This window comes from Verminephrobacter aporrectodeae subsp. tuberculatae, from assembly GCF_026127385.1.
GTDB classification, from domain to species: Bacteria; Pseudomonadota; Gammaproteobacteria; order Burkholderiales; family Burkholderiaceae_C; genus Acidovorax; species Acidovorax aporrectodeae.
In genome coordinates, this window is record NZ_QZCX01000003.1 from 1,139,212 (window position 1) to 1,158,876 (window position 19,665).

Here is a 19,665-nt window from a genome sequence, read left to right on the forward strand (position 1 = left end):
GCTGCACTGCCGGCAAGAAGCTCAGGCTATCGGCGGTGTTGCCATCGAACACCGAGACGGCCACCGGGCAGCCGCGGACATCGGTAAGCAGGCCGTAGTTCAGTTGCAACGTACGGCGCTGGGCCGGCGGACAGCAGTGGCCCTCGAAGTCGCTGGAGGACAGGTCGTACAACGCCAGGCCCCCCCGCGCGCAGGTGGCGCGTGGCGAGCGCTTGCTCGATGCTCTCTTGGCGCTCGAGCAGCCAATCCATGGCGGCGCACAGATCGTCCTCTTCGGCGTCGAGCACGCCGAAGTCCTCGGCCAAGGTGCTGGAGTGCCACTGCCGCGTGGTGGCCAGTTGGGTGTCGGGCGAGACGATGCGCACGGCCACCATGGCCAGCACCAAATTACGCTCGCGGCTGGGCGCACGAGCGAGCACGGACGCCAGCCCCAAGCGCTGCATGGCGACGCTGACGGCCTGCACGTGGCCATGCGCGCGCGAGCGCACGATCTCGAACGTATCGGCAGTGGCGACGAAGGTCTCGCCCTGCAGCGAGCGGCGAATGATGTCGATCAAGGACTCGGGCAAATGCGACAGATTGCCCAGGGTCTCGTTCTTGACCTTGCCGTCCTCGCGATAGCTGCGGCGCAGCAAGTGGGTGCGGTAGACCTTGTCCTTGTACTTGCGCGTTGTGGTCGCGACGTGAACGGCTCCGGTGCGGGCTGGCATGGGTCGACCTCTACGTCAATCTCGCTTTCAGTGCGAGTATTTTGGTGACTCTATTTTTGAGCCTGAAAATGCCTGAAAAGTCGATTTCCTCCATGCTGGCGCGAACTTGGGAAGCGGTCGCCCGGGGCGAAAGGGCGGGGAACTTCAGGCTAATCATCGGCGCGCGCAGCGCTTCGCTCCCGTTGGGGTGATCCGAGGTTGTTGTGTCCCACACGAAACGACGAAGAGCCGATAGTTGTCGCCTCAGCCATCGGCTGAATATCCTGTTCCCTGGAATGCGTCTTGATGACCGAATCGTGTTCAGGGTTGAGGCTCACGGCCTGGATGTATGGGGCGCGCGCAGCACCCGCGCGAAGCTGGACTCGCTGGCCAAGTAGACGCCTTCGTCGGCGAGCATGGGCACGATGCGTGCCGGGGGCATGTCCGCGAAGCGCGGTTCGTTGGCCACGGCCAGCAGTCGGCCGAGCGGCTGGGCAGGGGCTGACGGCTTGCGGGCGGCCGTCAGCCCTGCGTAAGCCTGCCAGCGCGGCAGGGTGCGCAGATCAATGCCGGCGGTCTTGCAGTCTTGAAGGCTTCCACGACGGCCTTCATCATGACTTTTTCAAAGGATGCCAAAACGCAGGCGGGAAACCAAACCCGTGGCAATGGCCCAGGGGCTAACTGTTACAGTCTTACGCCCCATTGGCTCCATTTGCCCCATTTCTGCCACCGCCTGCATGTCCGATCCGCGCGAACACCACACCCCCATGATGCAGCAATACCTGGCCCTGAAGGCCGGGTACCCCGAGACGCTCGTGCTCTACCGCATGGGCGATTTCTACGAGCTGTTCTACGCCGACGCGGAAAAGGCTGCGCGCCTGCTGGGCATTGCGCTCACGCAGCGCGGCCAGTCGGGCGGACAACCGGTGGTGATGGCGGGCGTGCCCTTTCATGCGCTGGAGAACTACCTCGCGCGCCTGATCAGGATGGGCGAGTCGGTGGCCATCGCCGAACAGGTGAGCGAGGTGACTGCGGCCAAGGGGCCGGTGGAGCGCAAGGTGGTGCGCGTGGTCACGCCCGGAACGCTGACCGATGCCGAACTGCTGCCGGACAAGTCCGAGACGCTGCTGCTGGCCGTGCACCAGGCGCCGCGCGCGCGCTGCGGCTTGGCCTGGCTCAGCCTGACGCAGGGCTGCATCCATCTGACCGAATGCGCGCACGACGAGCTCGGCGCCTGGCTGGCCCGCGTCGCGCCCTGCGAGCTCATCCACAGCGCGGGCGTGACGGAGCGCTTCGAGCAGCAATTGCAGGCGCTGCGCCAGGACGGTGCCTTCACATGCCCCATGAGCCCCCGGCCCGAATGGCAGTTCGACAGCGCGCTGGGCGCGCGCAAGCTGCTCGAAAACCTGGGCGCGGCCAGCCTGCAGGGCTGGGGCGCGCAGGACCTGGGCGCAGCGCACGCCGCCGCGGCCGGGCTGCTGGCCTACGCGGAGCACACCCAGGGCCGTGCCCTGACCCATGTGCACAGCGTGCAGGTGCAGCGGGGCGACGAGCTGATCGACCTGCCCGCGAGCACGCGGCGCAACCTGGAACTGGTCAAGACCCTGCGCGGCGACGATGCGCCCACGCTCTTTTCGCTGCTCGACACCTGCATGACGGGAATGGGCAGCCGGCTGCTCAAGACTTGGCTGCTGGAGCCGCGCCGCGACCGCGCCGAGGCGCGTCAGCGCCTGTCCGCGACCACGGCGCTGCGGGGCGGCGCGGGCGCTGGCGCCGACCCCTGGGCCACCTTGCGCGACAAGCTCCGGGGCGTGAGCGACGTGGAGCGCATCACCGCGCGCATCGCGCTGCGCCAGGTGCGCCCGCGCGAACTGCTGGCGCTGGGCCGGACGCTGCAAAAAGCCGCGCTGCTGGCGCTCGATGAGCGCGCGCCCGAGCCGTATCTGGCGCAAATTTTTGGCCATCTGCACCCGCCCGCAGACTGCACCGAGCTGCTGGAATCCGCGATTGCCCCGGAGCCCGCGGCGCTGGTGCGCGACGGCGGCGTGATCGCGCCCGGCTTCGACGCCGAACTGGACGAGCTGCGCGCCATACAGACCGACTGCGACGCCTTCCTGCTGGCTCTGGAGACGCGCGAGAAAGCGCGCACCGGAATCGCCAACCTGCGCGTGCAGTTCAACAAGGTGCATGGCTTCTACATCGAGGTCACGAGCAGCCACCTCGACCGCGTCCCCGACGACTACCGCCGCCGCCAGACGCTGAAGAACGCCGAGCGCTTCATCACGCCCGAGCTCAAGGCCTTTGAAGACAAGGCCCTGTCCGCCGGCGAGCGTGCATTGGCGCGCGAGAAATGGCTCTACGAGCAGATCCTGGACCGGCTCCAGGCGCATGTTCCCGCGCTCACCCGCCTGGCCCGGGCGCTGGCCACGCTGGACGTGCTGTGCACGCTGGCCGAGCGCTCGCTCACGCTGAACTGGTGCGCGCCGCAGTTCATGCCCGAGCCCTGCATCGAAATCGAGGGCGGTCGCCACCCGGTGGTCGAGGCGCGGCTGGCCGAAACCTCGAGCGGCAGCTTCATCGCGAACCACACGCGGCTGAACGCGAACACCCGCATGCAGATCATCACCGGCCCGAACATGGGCGGCAAATCGACGTATATGCGCCAGGTGGCGCTCATCGTGCTGCTCGCCGGCATGGGCAGCCATGTGCCGGCCGCCAGCTGCCGCCTGGGGCCGATCGACGCGATCCACACGCGCATCGGCGCCGCCGACGACCTGGCGAACGCGCAATCGACCTTTATGCTGGAGATGACCGAGGCCGCGCAGATCCTGCACGCCGCGACGGCGCACAGCCTGGTGCTGATGGACGAGATCGGCCGCGGCACCAGCACCTTCGACGGCCTGGCGCTGGCCAGCGGCATCGCGACGCATTTGCACGACAGGACCCGCGCCTTCGCGCTGTTTGCCACGCATTACTTCGAGCTCACCGAGCTGCCCGCCAAGGCCCGCCACGCGATCAACATGCATGTGAGCGCGACCGAGTCCGGGGCCGACATCGTCTTCCTGCACGAGATCCAGCCCGGCCCGGCGAGCCGCAGCTACGGCATCCAGGTGGCCCGGCTCGCGGGAATGCCGGCCCCCGTGCTGCAGCACGCGCGCCATGCGCTCGCGGTGCTGGAGGCGCGGGCCGACGAAGGCAAATTGCAGATCGACCTGTTCGCCGCCCCGGAAATCCCCCCGACTGCGGCCCCCAGCCCGGTGGAAGCCGCGCTCGCCCAAATAGCCCCCGACGCGCTCAGCCCGCGCGAGGCGCTGGACGCGCTGTACCAACTCAAGAGGCTGGCGGGCGGCTGAGGGCGCGGCACTACACTCCTGTCCCCACAGGATTTCTCTCGCATGCATTGCCATGACGTACTGCGTCGCCATCAAACTCAACGCCGGGCTGGTCTTCCTCTCCGACTCCCGCACCAACGCCGGACTGGACCAGATCAGCTCGTTTCGCAAGATGATCGTCTATGAGAAAGCGGGCGAGCGCTTCATGGTGCTGCTCTCCGCGGGCAATTTGTCGATCTCGCAGTCGGTGCGCGAAATCCTCCAGACCGAGCAGATCAAGAACGGCGAATCCGGCGAGCCGATCACAATCTGGAACGCCACCAGCATGTTCGACGCCGTCCGCGTGCTGGGCGCAGCCGTGCGCCATGTGCACGAGCGCGACGGCGCGGCGCTCCAGAGCGCGGGCGTGGAATTCAACGTATCCATCCTGTTCGGCGGCCAGATCCAGGGCGAGGGCATGCGCCTGTTCCAGGTCTACTCGGCCGGCAACTTCATCGAGGCCACGTCCGAGACGCCCTACTTCCAGGTCGGCGAGTCGAAATACGGCAAGCCCGTGCTCGACCGGGTGCTGACGCCCGAAACCCCGTTGAACGAGGCCGCCAAATGCGCGCTCGTGTCCATGGACAGCACGCTCAAGTCCAACCTGTCCGTGGGCCTGCCGCTGGACCTGGTCGTCTACGAGGTGGGCCGCTTTGCCACCGACAAGCTGATCTGCATCGACGAGCACAACCCCTACTTTCGCATGCTGCACGACAGCTGGGGGCAGAAGCTGCGTCAGGTGTTCGACAGCATCGAAGACCCGGCCTGGAACGGCGGATCGACCCAGGTGCCCCTCATGGTGCCCCCGGCGCGCAGCGGGCCGCTCAAGAAAATCACCAACCCGCTGGACAAGCTCATCTGAGCCGCGCCGCGCCCCCTGCCCTTTGACCGCGAAAGCCGCCATGTCCACCCCCCCAGCCACGTCCCTCGCGCACGATGTCGATCAACTGCTGCAACGCCTGGGCGTGCCCCGGGCGGCGTACACGGGGGGCGATCTGTTGGTGCACTCCCCCATCACGGGCGAGGCCATCGGCGCCGTGCCGCAGTCCACGCTGGCCGAAGCCTCGGCCGCCATTGGCCGGGCGCACGCGGCGTTTCTGGTGTGGCGCAGCGTGCCCGCGCCGCGCCGGGGCGAGCTGGTGCGCCTGCTCGGGGAGGAACTGCGCGCGGCCAAGGCCGACCTGGGCCTGCTGGTGACGCTGGAGGTCGGCAAGATACCTTCCGAAGGGCTGGGCGAGGTGCAGGAGATGATCGACATCTGTGACTTTGCCGTGGGCCTGTCGCGCCAGCTGTACGGCCTGGGCATCGCCACCGAGCGCCCCGGCCACCGCATGATGGAAACCTGGCATCCGCTGGGCGTGTGCGGCGTGATCACCGCCTTCAACTTCCCCGTCGCCGTGTGGTCCTGGAACGCCGCGCTGGCGCTGGTGTGCGGCGACCCGGTGGTGTGCAAGCCGTCCGAGAAGACCCCGCTGACCGCCCTGGCCGTGCACGCCATCGCCCGGCGCGCGCTGGCGCGCTTCGGCGCTGCGCCCGAGGGCCTGCTGGAACTGCTCATCGGCGCGCGCGCGCTGGGCCAGCTGCTCGTCGACGACGCCCGCGTGGCCGTGCTCTCGGCCACCGGCTCCAGCGCCATGGGGCGCGCCGTGGGGCCGCGTCTGGCGGCGCGCTTTGCGCGCGGCATTCTGGAACTGGGGGGGAACAACGCCGCCATCGTTGCGCCCTCGGCCGACCTGGACCTGGCACTGCGCGGCCTTGCCTTTTCCGCGATGGGAACGGCCGGCCAACGCTGCACCACGCTGCGCCGCCTGTTCGTGCACGACAGCGTGTACGACGCCCTGGTGCCCCGGCTGATCGCGGTGTACGACCGCGTGCCGGTGGGCGACCCGCGCACGCCCGGCACGCTGGTGGGCCCGCTGATCGACCGCACGGCGTTTGACGACATGCAGGCCGCGCTGCTGCAGAGCCGCGCGCTCAACGCCACGGTGCATGGCGGCCACCGGGAGGCGGGCATTGCCGGCGACGCTGCCTACTACGTGCGGCCCGCGCTGGTGGAACTGGCCCAACACATGGGCCCGGCGCTGCACGAGACCTTTGCCCCCATCCTGTACGTGCTGCGCTACCAGTCGCTCGATGACGCGATTGCGTGGAACAACGCGGTGGGCGCGGGCCTGTCGTCGTCAATCTTCACCCTCGACGTGCGCGAGGCCGAGCGCTTCATGTCGGCGACCGGGTCGGACTGCGGCATCGCGAACGTGAACATCGGCCCGAGCGGCGCCGAGATTGGCGGTGCCTTTGGCGGCGAGAAGGAGACCGGCGGTGGCCGCGAAGCCGGCTCCGACAGCTGGAAAGCCTATATGCGCCGTGCGACGAACACCATCAACTACTCCAGCGCGCTGCCGCTGGCGCAGGGCGTGGCTTTCGACATCGGCGATTGACGTGCAACACCCCCGCGTCGCCCTCCACCAGGGGCGCTCGGCCTGACTCCAGGAGAGACGGCATGACCCTTTTCCCCGCAACCCCAGCGATCGCCGCAGCGGCCACCCTCCTGTTCGGTCTCCTGTGCGCCCAGACGTCCGGGGCAGCGCAGGGCACGCTGGACAAGATCCGCACCAGCGGCCGGGCCGTGCTGGGCGTGCGCGAGGCCTCGCCTCCCATGGCCTATGCGTTGGGCGCGAACGAGAAATACGTGGGCTACCACGTGGAGCTGTGCGAGCGCGTGCTCCGGGAGATCGCGCCCGATGCGAAGCTCGAATACCTGGCCGCCACCGCGCAGAGCACGCTGGCGCTGGTGCAAAACGGCACGCTCGACATCGGCTGCGGCCCGACCACGAACAACACCGCGCGCCAGCAGCAGGTGGCCTTTGCCGTGACCACCTACGTGAGCGAAGTGCGCATGGCGGTGCGCGCCGATTCGGCCATCCGCTCCATCAGCCAGTTGGGCGGGCGCACGGTGGCCGCGTCCACGGGGACCACGGCGGTGCAGATGCTGCGCAGGCAGGAGCGCGCGCTCGGCACCCCGATGAACATCCTGCTGGGCAAGGACCACGCCGAGAGCTTTCTGCTGCTGGAGTCCGGCCGTGCGGACGCCTTCGTGCTCGACGACAACCTGCTCGCCGGCGTGATTGCCGGTGCGAAGAACCCCGGCGACTTCCGCATCGTGGGCGAGCCCCTGGGTGCCGAGCCCATCGCCCTGCTGTTTCGCAAGGACGACCCGGCTTTCAAGGCCGCAGTGGACGGCGTGCTCACGCGCCTGATGCAGACCGGCGAGCTGGAGAAAATCTACGCCAAGTGGTTCACCACCCCGATCCCGCCGAAGAACCTGAGCCTGAACCTGCCCATGGGCGCCGCGCTCAAGGCGCTGATCGCCAGCCCGAACGACAAGCCCCTGGAGACCTACCTCAAATGACCTCTGCCCGCACCGCATCGATTCCGCCGGGCCACGGCACGCGCGCAGCGCTTGCCACCCCTGCGCGCACGGGCGGCCAGATCCTGGTGGACCAACTCCTCGTGCACGGCGTCGAGCAGCTCTTTTGCGTTCCGGGTGAGAGCTACCTCGCCGTGCTCGACGCCTTGCACGGCGCGCGCATCGAGCTCACCGTGTGCCGCCAGGAGGGCGGCGCGGCGATGATGGCCGAGGCCCAGGGCAAGCTCACGGGCCGTCCCGGAATCTGCTTCGTGACGCGCGGTCCGGGGGCGACGAATGCGTCCGCCGGGGTGCACATCGCGCACCAGGATTCGACGCCATTGATCCTGTTCGTCGGCCAGGTGGCGCGCAACGCCATGGGGCGCGAGGCGTTCCAGGAGATCGATTGCGGCGCCGTATTCGGCAGCATGGCCAAGTGGGTGGTGCAGATCGACGACCCGGCGCGCGTTCCCGAACTGCTCTCGCGCGCCTTCCACGTCGCCACCTCGGGCCGCCCCGGCCCCGTGGTGGTGGCGCTGCCCGAGGACATGCTCACCGAGACCGCCACGGTCGCCGACGCCCTGCCCTGCCAGGTCACGGAAACGCACCCGGGCGCCGCGCAGATGGCCGAGTTGACCCGGCGCCTGCAGGACGCCCGGCAGCCCGTGGCCATTCTGGGCGGCAGCCGCTGGTCGGAACCCGCGGTGCGCAGGTTCGCGGCGTTCGCCGCGGCCTGGTCGCTGCCGGTGTACTGCTCGTTCCGGCGGCAAATGCTGTTTCCGGCCAGCCACGCCTGCTACGGAGGCGACCTGGGTCTGGGGGCGAACCCCGGGCTGCTGGCGCGCATCCGCGCGTCCGACCTGCTGCTGCTGCTGGGCGGGCGCCTGTCCGAGGTGCCAGCGCAAGGCTACGAACTGCTGGCCATTCCCAACCCCGCGCAGCCCCTGGTGCACGTGCACGCCGACGCCGATGAACTGGGCAAGCTCTACCGCCCCGCGCAGGCCATCCACGCCACGCCGCAGGCCTTTGCCGCAGCGCTCGACGGCGTGCGCCCGCAGGCCGCCGTGCCATGGCAGGAGCATGCCCGGGCCGCGCACGCCGAGTACCTGGCGTGGAGCGACCCGGCGCCCATCCGCATTCCGGGTGCGCTGCAAATGGGCCAGGTGATGCAGCACCTGCGCGCCACGCTGCCCGCGAACACCATCCTGTGCAACGGCGCGGGCAACTTCGCCACCTGGCTGCACCGCTTCTGGCCGTTTACCTGCTACGCCAGCCAGTTGGCGCCCACCAGCGGCTCCATGGGCTACGGCCTGCCCGCCGGCGTGGGCGCCAAGCGCCTGTGGCCGCAGCGCGAGGTGCTGGTGTTTGCGGGCGACGGCGACTTTCTGATGCACGGCCAGGAATTCGCCACCGCCGTGCAATACGGCCTGCCCATCACCGTGCTGCTGCTGGACAACGGCATGTACGGCACCATCCGCATGCACCAGGAGCGCGCATACCCGGGCCGCGTCAGCGCCACGCAACTCAAGAACCCCGACTTCAAAGCCTACGCCCAGGCCTTTGGCGGCCATGGCGAGCGCGTGGAACGCACCGAGGACTTCGCCCCCGCGCTGGCGCGTGCGCGCGCCAGCGGCCTGCCCAGCGTGCTGCACTGCCTGATCGACCCCGAGGCCATCACGCCCACGGGAACGCTGCAGGGCCTGCGCGCGGCCGCGCTGGCCAAGGACAATCCCGATTTGTAAATTCCCCCGAAGCCGGCAGATTGCATGGCCCGGCCGGTGGGGCATCATATGGACGCCGCGGGGCTCCGAAGCCGGATGCGAAACAATGCAGGCCGTTCATCCGGCCTGAGAAGGCGCGGATTTCAGCCCCCCCCCATGCCCTGGCTTCTTCCCTGTTTCTCAACCCTCCCCGCCCCCCCAAGCACCATGAGCGCCTTTCTCGAAGAACACGTCCTGAGCGTCCACCACTGGACCGACCGCCTGTTCTCCTTCACCACCACGCGCAACGCCGCGCTGCGCTTTTCCAATGGGCATTTCACGATGCTCGGCCTGCGCGTGAACGGCAAGCCCCTGCTGCGCGCCTACAGCATCGTGAGCCCGAACTACGAAGAGCACCTGGAATTTTTGAGCATCAAGGTGCCCGACGGCCCGCTGACCTCGCGGCTGCAACATATCCAGGTGGGCGATCCGATCGTGATCGGCAAAAAGCCCACCGGCACGCTGCTCATCGACTACCTGCTCCCGGGCAAGCGCCTGTACCTGCTGGCCACCGGCACCGGCGTGGCGCCGTTCCTGAGCCTGGTCCGCGACCCCGAGACCTACGAGAAGTTCGGGCAGGTGATCCTGGTCCACGGCGTGCGCGCCGTCAGAGAGCTGGCCTACCACGACTACCTCACGCAGGAACTGCCCCGGCACGAACTGCTCGGCGACATGGTGCAGCGCCAGCTCAAGTACTACCCCACGGTGACGCGCGAGCCCTTCAGGCACCAGGGCCGCCCGACCAGCGTGATCGACAACGGCCAGCTGGCGCGCGACCTGGACCTGCCCGCGCTGGACCCGATGCACGACCGGGTGATGATCTGCGGCAGCCCGGAGATGCTGCGCGACCTCAAGCAGATGGTGCACGAGCGCGGCTTCAAGGAAGGCAACACCACCCGGCCCGGCGACTTCGTGATCGAACGCGCCTTTGCCGAGCAATAAGCCCGGGTCAGGCAGGCTTGGCGGGCCGGACCCCCGTCACCACCAGAACGACACCCGCCATCACCAGGACGATTCCGGCCAAGCCCGCGCCACCGGGGAATTCGCCCAGAACGGGAATGCCCATCAGCACGGCCAGGGCCGGCGCCAGGGCCCCGAAGATCGCTGCGCGCGGCGCGCCGAGCCGGCGCACCGCTTCGGCGTAGAAGAACATCGCGAGAATGGCGACGCAAATGCCTTGCGCAAACACCTGGAACAACAGCTCCGGCACCGGCGCAGCAAAAATGCCCGGCTGCAAAAACAGGAAATAAATCGGTGCAAAGATCAGCCCCGAGCCGACGTTCACCAGCGCTGTCGCGTGCCACGGACTGATTCCGGAACGCCGCTGCACCACCGTATAGCTGGCAAACAGCAGCCCCGCGCAAAGAAACAGCAGATCGCCCCGCCACTGGCCGTCGGCCCGGTGGACGATCAACGCCTGGCCGCCCATGCAGGCGGCGCCAACAATCACCACGGCCAGCCCGCACAGCTGCATGCGGCTGAACCTCTCTTTGAAAAAGAGCGCGGACAACACCGCCACGAAGATCGGCATCATGCCAATCATCAGCGTGGCGGCGTGCGATGCCGGGGCAAAACGCATGCCGACGGACGCCAGCATCATGAACGGCACGCCGGCACCGACCAGCATGATGCAGACCCTCGCAATGCCGATCCGCTGGAAGCCGAACCCATGGCGCAACAAGATGGGCCACAGGAAGAGCGCGGAAACCCCGAAGCGGAGAAAAGTCACGTCGGCCGGTGCGAGCTCGGTTTTCATCGCAAAGCGCGTTGCCACCGACCAGCCCGACCAGATCAGCGCGACCGCAAGGCCGCACAGCACGCCGACGCCCCAGGTGTTCGACGCCATTGCAACGCGGCCAATCTTCATGGTTCCATCCCTGTTTTCTGGGTGAGCGGCCCAAGGCATGGGCCGAATTCGGACCGAATGTACGCCCTGCGCCGAATCGCGCAAAATGAATTATGGTGAATGGATCGTTCTGGAAATCAGATATGTTTGAACTCTCTGACCTGCGTACCTTTCTGGCCGTCGTGCAGGCCGGGGGCATCAACCGGGCCGCGCAAACCCTGCACCGCGCTCAGTCCAGCGTCACCGTGCGCATTCGGCAGTTGGAAGAAAAGCTCGGCGTGCCGCTGTTTCTGCGCGAGGGCCGTAGCTTGCAGCTACTGCCCGCCGGCAAGGTGCTCATGGACTATGCGCAGAGGCTGCTCGACCTCGCCGAGCAGGCCTCGCAGGCGACGCGCGACGACCAGCCCAAGGGGGTACTGCGACTCGGGACGATGGAGAGCACGGCGGCGGTGCGCCTGCCGCAGCCCCTGGGCCTGTTCCACGAGATGTACCCGGAGGTGGCCCTGGAACTGTATTCCGGTGATCCGCGCGAGTTGGTCCAGCGGGTGCTGCACGCCCGGCTGGACGCGGCGCTGGTCACCGACCCGGTATCCGACAAGCGCCTGGATTCGATGCCGATCTACGAAGAGGAACTGGTCCTCATTGCCGAGGCCAGACACCCGCGCATCCGCTCGCCCAAGGACGTCCCGGTGAAGACGATCCTCGCCTTCCACCCCGGCTGCCCGCACCGCCAACGCCTGGAGGACTGGTTGCGCCGCGCGCGCACCAAACCGCAGCGCGTCGTCGAGGTCGGCTCCTACCATCTGATCCTCGGCTGCGTGGCGGTCGGCATGGGAATCGCCCTGGTGCCGCGCAGCGTGCTCGGCACCTATGTCGAACGCGAGCGCTTGAGCGTCCATGCCCTGCCACCCCCATACAGCCGCGCCCTGACGCGCTTGATCTGGCGCAAGAATGCGCCCGGGCCGAGCATCCTGGCGCTGTCCCGGGTCCTGCTCAAGTGCCGGACCATGTCGCCATGAGGATCTGTGCAAAATTTTCCGGACCGCAATGACCGAGTTTGAGCTCATCGCCCACTACTTCACCCGCCCCGTGCGCCGGGCCGCGCTGGGTGTGGGCGACGACTGCGCGCTGCTGCTGCCGGCGCCCGGCATGCAATTGGCCGTCTCCAGCGACATGCTGGTGGCAGGCCGACATTTTTTTGCCGACGTCGCGCCCGAACGTCTGGGCCACAAGGCGCTGGCGGTGAACCTGTCGGACTTGGCCGCCTGCGGCGCGCGCCCGCTGGCGTTCACGCTGGCGCTCGCGCTGCCCTGCGTCGATCCGGCCTGGCTGGCGGGTTTTGCACGCGGGCTGCTCGCGCTGGCCGATTCCCATGGCTGCGAACTGGTGGGCGGCGACACCACGCGGGGTCCGCTGAATATCTGCATCACCGTGTTCGGCGAACTGCCCGCCGGCCAAGCCCTGCTGCGCAGCGGCGCCCGGCCCGGCGACGACATCTACGCCAGCGGCAGCCTGGGCGATGCCCGGCTGGCCTTGCTCGCGCTGCAGGGCCATATCGCATTGCCCGCCGAGCCGTTGGCGCGCGCGCGCCAGCGGCTGGAACTGCCCACCCCGCGCCTGGCCCTGGGCCAGGCCCTGCGCGGCATTGCCAGCAGTGCCGTGGATCTGAGCGACGGCCTGCTCGGCGACCTCGCGCATATTCTCCGAGCCTCGGGCGTGGGGGCCTGCATCGACACCCGGGCCACAAGCCAGCTGATGGCCGAAAGCGCCAGGGAAACCAGCGCCAGCAGCGCTCTGGACCCCGAATTGCTGCGGCAATGCACCCTGGCCGGGGGCGACGACTACGAATTGGCCTTCACCGCACCGCCCGCGCTGCGCGCCGCAGTGGCCGCCGCCGCGCAGGCCAGCGCCACACCCGTGGCCCGCATCGGCGCAGTGCAGGCCGAGCCGGGCCTGCGGCTGGTGGATGCGCAGGGGCAGCCGGTGGTCAACCGCTACGCATCGTTTGATCACTTCCAATGAAACGCCGCCCGCCCCCTCTTGCCTGGGGATGGTGCAGGCCACTTGGGGGCAAGCGCATCAGCCGTGGCACTTCTTGTACTTCTTGCCGCTGCCGCAGGGACATGGGTCGTTCCGGCCTGGCTTGAAAACCTTTTGCGCGATCGCCATGCGCGCGCCCAGGACCTTGCCAAGCTGGCGCAGTGCGTACGCAGCCTGGGCCGCCTTGCAGAAGACCGCTACGCGCGCCCGGCTGGTGCTCAGCGGGCCGTCTTCGATTGCACCGACCTCGGGTACACCGGTGTCGTCCTCGAGCAAGGCGGCGATCTCATCGAGCGCACGGTCCTGCCATTGGATGGCTTCCCTGTCGTCCGGGATCTCCCAGTCATCGATCCAGTTTTTCACGGCAAACAGAAAGCCCCGCGCCCACAACTGGCCAAGCGGCGGGACCACATAGTCTTCGCCCATCTCGGCGCGCTCCTCGTCGCTCAGGTCGGCCATGGCACCGCGCATGTCCAGGACCCCGGGCTGAAATTCGTACTCGTCGACCATCGTTTCCAAGCCGATGTCGAGTTGGCTGACCACTTCGTTCCAGCGGCGGGTCCATAGCTGCATGAAGCGGGTTTGCTGGGCGGCGTCGGCAAAAACAGGCACCCAGGGGAGCGGCTCGCCTTCGACCACCTCCAACCTGGCGCCATCATCCCCGAACAGCACGGGCAGGTATTCGGCCGGTGGAATCGGGCGGCGACAGCAAACCAGCGCCGTGAGAAACCCGTCGCAAAACTCCCAGCAGGGAATATCTTCCCCACCCCGCGAGGCCAGTCCGTCGAGGATGCCCTCGAGTTCATCCTTGTCATCCGGCCCCAGGGCCGTCGTATAGCGTCCTTGGGAGTTCGCAATGGGGAGGGTGGATTCTTCAGTCATCGGAGATTCTGCGGTCATGGGGGAGAAGGGAGGGAGAGAGGGGAGAGCAAACCTTGCCAATTGAATGAAGTCGCATTTTCCAGCCACCAAGCCTGATTCCAACCCATACCCGCAGTTTTCTCTTCCAGGGGAATGCTTGGCCTGCCCGGAGGGACTTGAACCCCCGACCTATAGCTTAGAAGGCTATTGCTCTATCCAGTTGAGCTACGGGCAGTGATGTGTCGAGCGACGGCGCCTGCGAATCCCCTCGTGCATGGGATTGCGCATGGGTCCGCAACCCCGGCTCGTCTGCGGGCCGCATCATACCCGCCGGCGCTGCTTCGTCGAGCCTTCCAACCCTGCGCTCCGGGGGGGGGACAGCGTGAACGATTCCGGCAACGGGTGCAAAATCGCACGTAAAAAATGTCAGTGAATCCGTTGCGGCGCTGCCAGACGGTCACGGGGCCCGCGGGATCACCGGGGTCGCGGCAGCCCGGCAGTCACGAACCGACCGACCGAGGAAACAGCATGGAACATGCCGGACAACTGCACAACCGGGGCGACCGACACGCCGATCACGTGCTCGAGGTGGTGCACAGGAGTTTCGACGAAGCGGGCGATGACCTGGTCACGCGCTCATGGCGCCGCTGCCTGAACCAGTACCAGCTCGATCCCGGCCGGCCGCGCGAGCCGGTCATGATCGGCTCGGCGGCCCTGCAGAGTCGGCGCGAGCAGCGGGCCGACGTCATCGAATGCGCGCGCTACGAGATGAGCACCCTCTATCAGCAACTCGCGGACCCCGACTCCGCCGTGCTGCTCACCGACATGGACGGCGTGATCGTGCACATGGTGTCCTCGCCCGAGTTTGCCGCCACGGTGGAGTCCATGGGCCTGCGCCTGGGCGGCGTGTGGGGCGAGGCCGAGGCCGGAACCAACGGCATGGGCACCTGCCTGGCGGCCGCGCACCCGGTCTCCGTGCAGCGTGAGGAGCATTTCTTCAGCCGCTTCACGCAGCTCACCTGTTCCGCGGTGCCGGTGTTCGATCCCTGCGGCGACATCGTCGCGGCGCTGGACGTGACCAGCCGCTCGCACCTGATGCAGCAGCATCTGCTGGTTCTGCTGGGAATGACGGCGCGCATGATCGAGAACCGGCTCATCGACAAGCGCTTCAGCGATGCGCACCCGCTGCATTTCCACAGCCGCCCCGAATTCGTCTACACGCTGCACGAGGGCAAGCTCGCCGTCAGCGCCGACGGACTCGTGCTGGCGGCGAACCGCAGCGCGCTGTTCCAGCTCGGCTTTCAGTCCATGGACGATATCCGCTGCCGGCGCATCGACGAGCTGTTCCAGACCTCGCTGGAAGATATTTTGCAGCGCAGCCTGTCTGCGTCCTTCCACCCGGTCGCGGCGTACCGCGCGCATGCAGCCCTGCGCTTCTTTGCCGTCGCGCGCCGCCCGGCGGCGGACGCCGCCAGGGCCCTGTCCGCGCGCACCGCGGGGGAGGGCCTGCGCGCGCCGGAGCGGGCGTCCACGCGCGCTGCGCCGAGCGTCTGCACCTTCAAGGACGAGCGCCTGATCGCGCGCCTGGATACCGCGCGGCGCGTGATCGCGCGCCGCACGCCGGTGCTGTTGTGCGGCGAGACCGGCTCCGGCAAGGAGGTGTTTGCGCGCGCAATACACGACGGCAGCCCGCACGCCGAGGGCGCATTCGTCGCGGTCAATTGCGCCAGCCTGCCCGAAACCCTGATCGAATCCGAACTCTTCGGCTACCGGGCGGGTGCCTTCACCGGTGCGCAGCGCAACGGGCGGCGCGGCAAGATCCTGCAGGCCGACAGCGGCACCCTGTTCCTCGACGAGATCGCCGACATGCCGCTGGAGTTGCAGGCGCGCCTGCTGCGGGTTCTCGACGAGCGCCGGGTCACCCCACTGGGCACCGAGGAAACCTATCCGGTGAACTTCCAACTCGTGAGCGCGAGCCACCGCCATCTGCCGAGCCTGGTGCGCGAGGGCCGTTTCCGCGAGGACCTGTACTACCGGCTGGCCGGAATCGAACTGGATCTGCCGGCCCTGCGCGAGCGCACCGACCGGCGCGAATTGATCCGCGACATCCTGATGGACGAAGCCGGCGGCGCGTGCCGGCTCGGCGCAGCGGCCGAGCGTCTGCTGATGGGCCATCCCTGGCCCGGAAACCTGCGCCAGCTGCGCCATGTGTTGCGCAGCGCGGCCGCGCTCGCCGACGGCCAGACGATCACGCCGGAGCATTTGCCTTCGCTGAGCAGGTCCCCGGCACCCGCTGAGGCCGCGCCAGCCAGCGGGCTGAACCCGATTCAGGCGAACGAGCGCAAGGCTCTGTTGCAGATGCTCGAGGAGCACCGCTGGAACGTGAGCCACGTCGCCAAGGCGCTGGAGATCAGCCGCAACACCCTGTACCGCAAACTCCGCAGGCTGCACATCGAGATCTCTGCGCACGCTTGATCATGTGCTGATATTTTCGGGGCGGAGCAGCTGGCTGGCTCCATGGATCATTGCTTCTGCACCCTCTCAGCCCAGCAGCCGTTCGGGGTTCGCGTCCAGCTTGGCCAGTGCGGCGCGCGTTGCGCGCAGGGTCAGGCCCTCTGCGTCCTGGACCACGAGCAGGCCGGCCTGCAGATACGCCGCCAGCCGGTGCAGCTGTATCAGGTAGCTGCGGCCATCGACGGCGGCGAACAGGTGCAACTGGTTGCGCTGGCTCTGCCAGATGTACTGCACGTGCGCCGCGCCCCCGTTGTGGTCCAGCGTGTACCAGGCGCCGGGTTGCAGTTCCTGCGCCCAGGCGAGCATGGCGTCGTCCACGCGCGCGCCGTTGTCGGCCAGCACGTGGATGGACGACGCGTCGATGCCGAGCAGCATCTCGACGTTCTCGACGTTCAGCGGTACCTCGCCGAGCGTGGCGTCGCCCATGAGGTCCTCAAGGTTGACCAGGCGCTCGACCATGGCGTCGAGGTGCGCTTGCGGGATCGCTGCGGTCTTGGACTGGAACGCGTCCGCGAGCGTGTCCGTCAGAACCTTGATCTGCGCGTTCTGCGCCGCGCCATCGACTCCCATGAGCGTCAAACCCTGGCGCAGCTGCCGCAGCAGCGTGGGCAGGTTCTGGATGAGCCGCGCGCGGTCGCTGCGCTTGGGCTTGGCGCTGACGGCCCAGACGAGGTTTGCCGCCGCGTGCTTGTACGCGACGGTGTCCGCGTGCTGCGCGCCGTGGCGCACGGCCGACAGCGCCAGCACCTCGGCCCAGGTCCTGAAAAGGAATTCGCGGATCTCGTCGCGCACCGGCACATCGCGCAGCAGGTCGCGCAGCTCGATGGTGTACTGGATGGTCAGCACCGCCTTCTGCTCGACCTGCTGGGCGACGCTTACGACGCGCGCCGTGGTCTGCTTTTCGGTCAGGAAGCGGGAGAGAAACTTTTCGAACTCGTCGTACACGAGTTGGAAAACGCGCGACCCGGTTTCGGGATACTGCTCGATGATCTGCACGATGCGGCGGATTTCCGCCTCCAGCGCGCTGCCGTTGATCGCGGCAGCGTCAAAACCCATGGCGCACGCGCCCATGTGATCGATGAGTTTGCGCGCGGGGTGATCGGGGTTGCTGAAGAACGCCGGCTCGGCCAGCGCCACGCGCAGCACGGGCACTTGCAGCCGCGCAAACCAGACGCGCACCGCCGGGGGAATGCGCTCCTCCGTGAGGATGCTCTGGAACATCAGCGCCAGCACTTCGACGACGACCTTCTCATTGCCGGTTTCGGCTTTTTGCTTGAGCTCGGTGGATTGCTTGCGCGCCTGGCTCACGAGTTGCACCACGGCCTGCGGGCCGCCGCCCTGCGCAACAACGCCGCTGGCGCCTGCCGGCATCGGGCTGAGCGCGAGCGCATGCGCCAGGGCCGGGGAGGGCCGTGCGGGCGCGCTCAGGCCGAACAACCCCGGAGCCGGTTGTGCCAGCAACTGGAGCAACTGTCCCAGCACCACGCCCTGGGCCTGCTGGCGCAGGTGCGCCAAAGGGGTCCGGCCAGCGGCGGGCGGGGCGTGCTGCGCATGCGCTCGGGGGGGCGGTGGGGAACCCCCGGTCAGGCATTGCGCGGCGTGTAGCCGAGATTGGGAGCTCGGGGGATTGGGATGGGGCAGGCCCCCCCCGCCCGTGGTGTGCCGTATGCGCGAGCGCAGGTCCGCCGGGGTCACGCCCTGCGCCGCATAGAACGCATTCATCGCCTGGTAGTGCTGCTGGAGCAGATGCGCCAGGCCGCGCTGCAAGGGGGTGAACACCATGCGCAGTTCGCCGCGCGACAGGCCGGCTTCGCCCCATTGCTCGACCAGCCGCAGGCAGACTCCGTCGGGCCAGAGAATGTCCTTGCCCACGAGATTGCGCTCTTCCAGCGACTGGGTGCACTGGCGCATCTGGTCAAAATCCTGCCCCAGTTGCTCGCTGATCATGAGGGCCATGCGCGAGGCCTGGACCTTGTTTTCCATCACATCGTCGCTGAGCAACTCGAATGGGTTGTGCGCGCCGTCCGCGTCCGCGACCTGCCCCGGATGCGGCGCCAGCGCTGCACGCCAGGCCGCACCGGTGCGCCCGATCCAGTCGGTCCGCTGCCTTTGGTAGTGCATCCAGGCGTCGTGGCGCGACTGCATTTCGCGGCCCGTTCCGGCCTGGCTCATCTGCGTCCTCAGGAAGTTCTGCACCGCCTGATCCAGGGACGGGAGTCCCGCGCAGAGGCCCTCCACGAACCGCTGGCGTGCCAACCCTGCCAGGCGGCGCTGCGCAGCGGAGGCTGGCGTGGATTGCATGGCTAGGGCCTGTCATCAATTGAGCCAGACGACCGAAGCGGCGAGATGAACAGCGCCGAGGAAATTGCGTGCAGTTTTGTCATAGCGAGTGGCGATGCAGCGGTATTGCTTGAGCTTGGCAAAGAAGTTCTCGATCAGATGGCGTGCTTTGTACAAATGCCGGTCGTAGTCACGTTGGTCGTTGCGCTTACTGCGTGGCGGGATCACGACGGTCTTGCCTGCCTTGAGCAGTGGCTCGATCACCCGATCCTGGGCGTCATAGGCCTTATCGGCCAAGATTGCATCTGCTTGTATGTCTTTGAGCAAAACGTCAGCTCCTTGGAGGTCGTGCGCCTGGCCAGGCGTCAGGAGAAAGCCTGTGGGATTGCCAAGCGCATCGACCGTGGCGTGGATCTTGGTACTTGCTCCCCCACGACTGCGACCTATGGCTTGGTTTTCTGGCGTCCTCCCTCTTTTTTTTTTTGCCCCTGCGCTGTGCTGATGGGCTCTAACAATGGTCGAATCGATCATCACGTACTCGTTGTCCCGGTCTTGCGACAAAGTCTTGAAGATGCGCTGCCAGACATCCGTTTTGCTCCATCGCGAATGGCGCAGATGTACTACCCGAAAATCTCCGAACCGCTCGGGCAGGTCGCGCCACGGGATGCCCGCACGGTATCGGTACAACACCGCCTCAACGAACAAGCGGTTATCGCGTGCCGTCGCCCCAACGTGCCCCTCGCGCCCCGGCAGCATGTCTTTGATGCGCTCCCATTGGTCTTGCCTCAGCGCGTACCTGTGGTTCATCAGCCTTCCTTTGTCATCGTGTTCCGAGTTTAGCGCCGGAGTGACTTCAATTGATGACAGGCCCTAGTCTTACTGTGTTAGTAAATTCAAG

Annotated in this window: 14 protein-coding genes, 1 tRNA gene and 1 pseudogene; 9 read left to right on the plus strand and 7 right to left on the minus strand. The window is 67.5% G+C overall.

Annotated features, from left to right (window positions below):
- Positions 1–26: 26 nt before the first annotated feature.
- The gene (locus tag D5041_RS22295) at positions 27–710 is read right to left on the minus strand and encodes an IS1634 family transposase N-terminal domain-related protein (RefSeq protein WP_498063237.1); all 684 of its coding nucleotides are present in this window, start codon (positions 708–710) and stop codon (positions 27–29) included.
- Between the two features lie 319 nt (positions 711–1,029).
- Positions 1,030–1,272 (minus strand): annotated as a pseudogene (locus D5041_RS22220) (IS3-like element ISAzo10 family transposase); the annotation flags it as partial.
- Between the two features lie 154 nt (positions 1,273–1,426).
- Between D5041_RS22220 and mutS the strand changes: the two are divergent.
- From mutS to D5041_RS20180, 6 genes are all read left to right on the plus strand, one after another.
- The gene (gene mutS / locus D5041_RS20155; RefSeq protein ID WP_265285592.1) at positions 1,427–4,042 is read left to right on the plus strand and encodes a DNA mismatch repair protein MutS; all 2,616 of its coding nucleotides are present in this window, start codon (positions 1,427–1,429) and stop codon (positions 4,040–4,042) included.
- A 52-nt stretch (positions 4,043–4,094) separates the two neighbouring features.
- Complete coding sequence (locus D5041_RS20160; protein WP_010104160.1) at positions 4,095–4,922, plus strand: proteasome-type protease; 828 nt, start codon at positions 4,095–4,097, stop codon at positions 4,920–4,922.
- 40 nt (positions 4,923–4,962) lie between these two features.
- Positions 4,963–6,498, plus strand: a complete 1,536-nt coding sequence (gene amaB / locus D5041_RS20165) for an L-piperidine-6-carboxylate dehydrogenase (protein WP_265285593.1) — start codon at positions 4,963–4,965, stop codon at positions 6,496–6,498.
- 62 nt (positions 6,499–6,560) lie between these two features.
- Positions 6,561–7,469: an amino acid ABC transporter substrate-binding protein gene (locus tag D5041_RS20170; protein WP_265285594.1), complete on the plus strand. Its 909-nt coding sequence runs from the start codon at positions 6,561–6,563 to the stop codon at positions 7,467–7,469.
- Positions 7,466–9,208 (plus strand): thiamine pyrophosphate-binding protein, encoded by a 1,743-nt coding sequence (locus tag D5041_RS20175; protein ID WP_265285595.1) that lies wholly within the window; start codon positions 7,466–7,468, stop codon positions 9,206–9,208. The genes D5041_RS20170 and D5041_RS20175 overlap by 4 nt, the downstream gene beginning before the upstream one ends.
- Before the next feature lie 186 nt (positions 9,209–9,394).
- A complete protein-coding gene (locus D5041_RS20180) occupies positions 9,395–10,168 on the plus strand; it encodes a ferredoxin--NADP reductase (RefSeq protein ID WP_010104156.1) in 774 nt (257 codons plus the stop codon).
- A 7-nt stretch (positions 10,169–10,175) separates the two neighbouring features.
- Here the strand turns inward: D5041_RS20180 and D5041_RS20185 are convergent, their stop codons facing one another.
- On the minus strand, positions 10,176–11,093 hold the full coding sequence (locus D5041_RS20185) for a DMT family transporter (protein WP_265285596.1): 918 nt from the start codon (positions 11,091–11,093) through the stop codon (positions 10,176–10,178).
- Between the two features lie 122 nt (positions 11,094–11,215).
- On the opposite strand from D5041_RS20185, the gene D5041_RS20190 reads away from it, so the two are divergent.
- Positions 11,216–12,091, plus strand: a complete 876-nt coding sequence (locus D5041_RS20190; protein ID WP_265285597.1) for a LysR family transcriptional regulator — start codon at positions 11,216–11,218, stop codon at positions 12,089–12,091.
- Between the two features lie 28 nt (positions 12,092–12,119).
- On the plus strand, positions 12,120–13,094 hold the full coding sequence (gene thiL / locus D5041_RS20195; RefSeq protein WP_265285598.1) for a thiamine-phosphate kinase: 975 nt from the start codon (positions 12,120–12,122) through the stop codon (positions 13,092–13,094).
- 57 nt (positions 13,095–13,151) lie between these two features.
- Here thiL and D5041_RS20200 read toward each other — a convergent pair whose 3' ends face one another.
- Together D5041_RS20200 and D5041_RS20205 are read right to left on the minus strand one after the other, a co-directional pair.
- On the minus strand, positions 13,152–13,994 hold the full coding sequence (locus D5041_RS20200; protein WP_265285599.1) for a UPF0149 family protein: 843 nt from the start codon (positions 13,992–13,994) through the stop codon (positions 13,152–13,154).
- A 137-nt stretch (positions 13,995–14,131) separates the two neighbouring features.
- Positions 14,132–14,208: transfer RNA gene (locus tag D5041_RS20205), tRNA-Arg, on the minus strand.
- 293 nt (positions 14,209–14,501) lie between these two features.
- Here D5041_RS20205 and D5041_RS20210 point away from each other — a divergent pair.
- On the plus strand, positions 14,502–16,448 hold the full coding sequence (locus tag D5041_RS20210; RefSeq protein WP_265285600.1) for a sigma-54-dependent Fis family transcriptional regulator: 1,947 nt from the start codon (positions 14,502–14,504) through the stop codon (positions 16,446–16,448).
- Between the two features lie 66 nt (positions 16,449–16,514).
- Here the strand turns inward: D5041_RS20210 and D5041_RS20215 are convergent, their stop codons facing one another.
- Together D5041_RS20215 and D5041_RS20220 are read right to left on the minus strand one after the other, a co-directional pair.
- Positions 16,515–18,788: a DUF1631 family protein gene (locus D5041_RS20215; protein ID WP_265285601.1), complete on the minus strand. Its 2,274-nt coding sequence runs from the start codon at positions 18,786–18,788 to the stop codon at positions 16,515–16,517.
- A 15-nt stretch (positions 18,789–18,803) separates the two neighbouring features.
- Positions 18,804–19,574 (minus strand): IS5 family transposase, encoded by a 771-nt coding sequence (locus D5041_RS20220; protein ID WP_265285602.1) that lies wholly within the window; start codon positions 19,572–19,574, stop codon positions 18,804–18,806.
- Between the last annotated feature and the right edge of the window lie 91 nt (positions 19,575–19,665).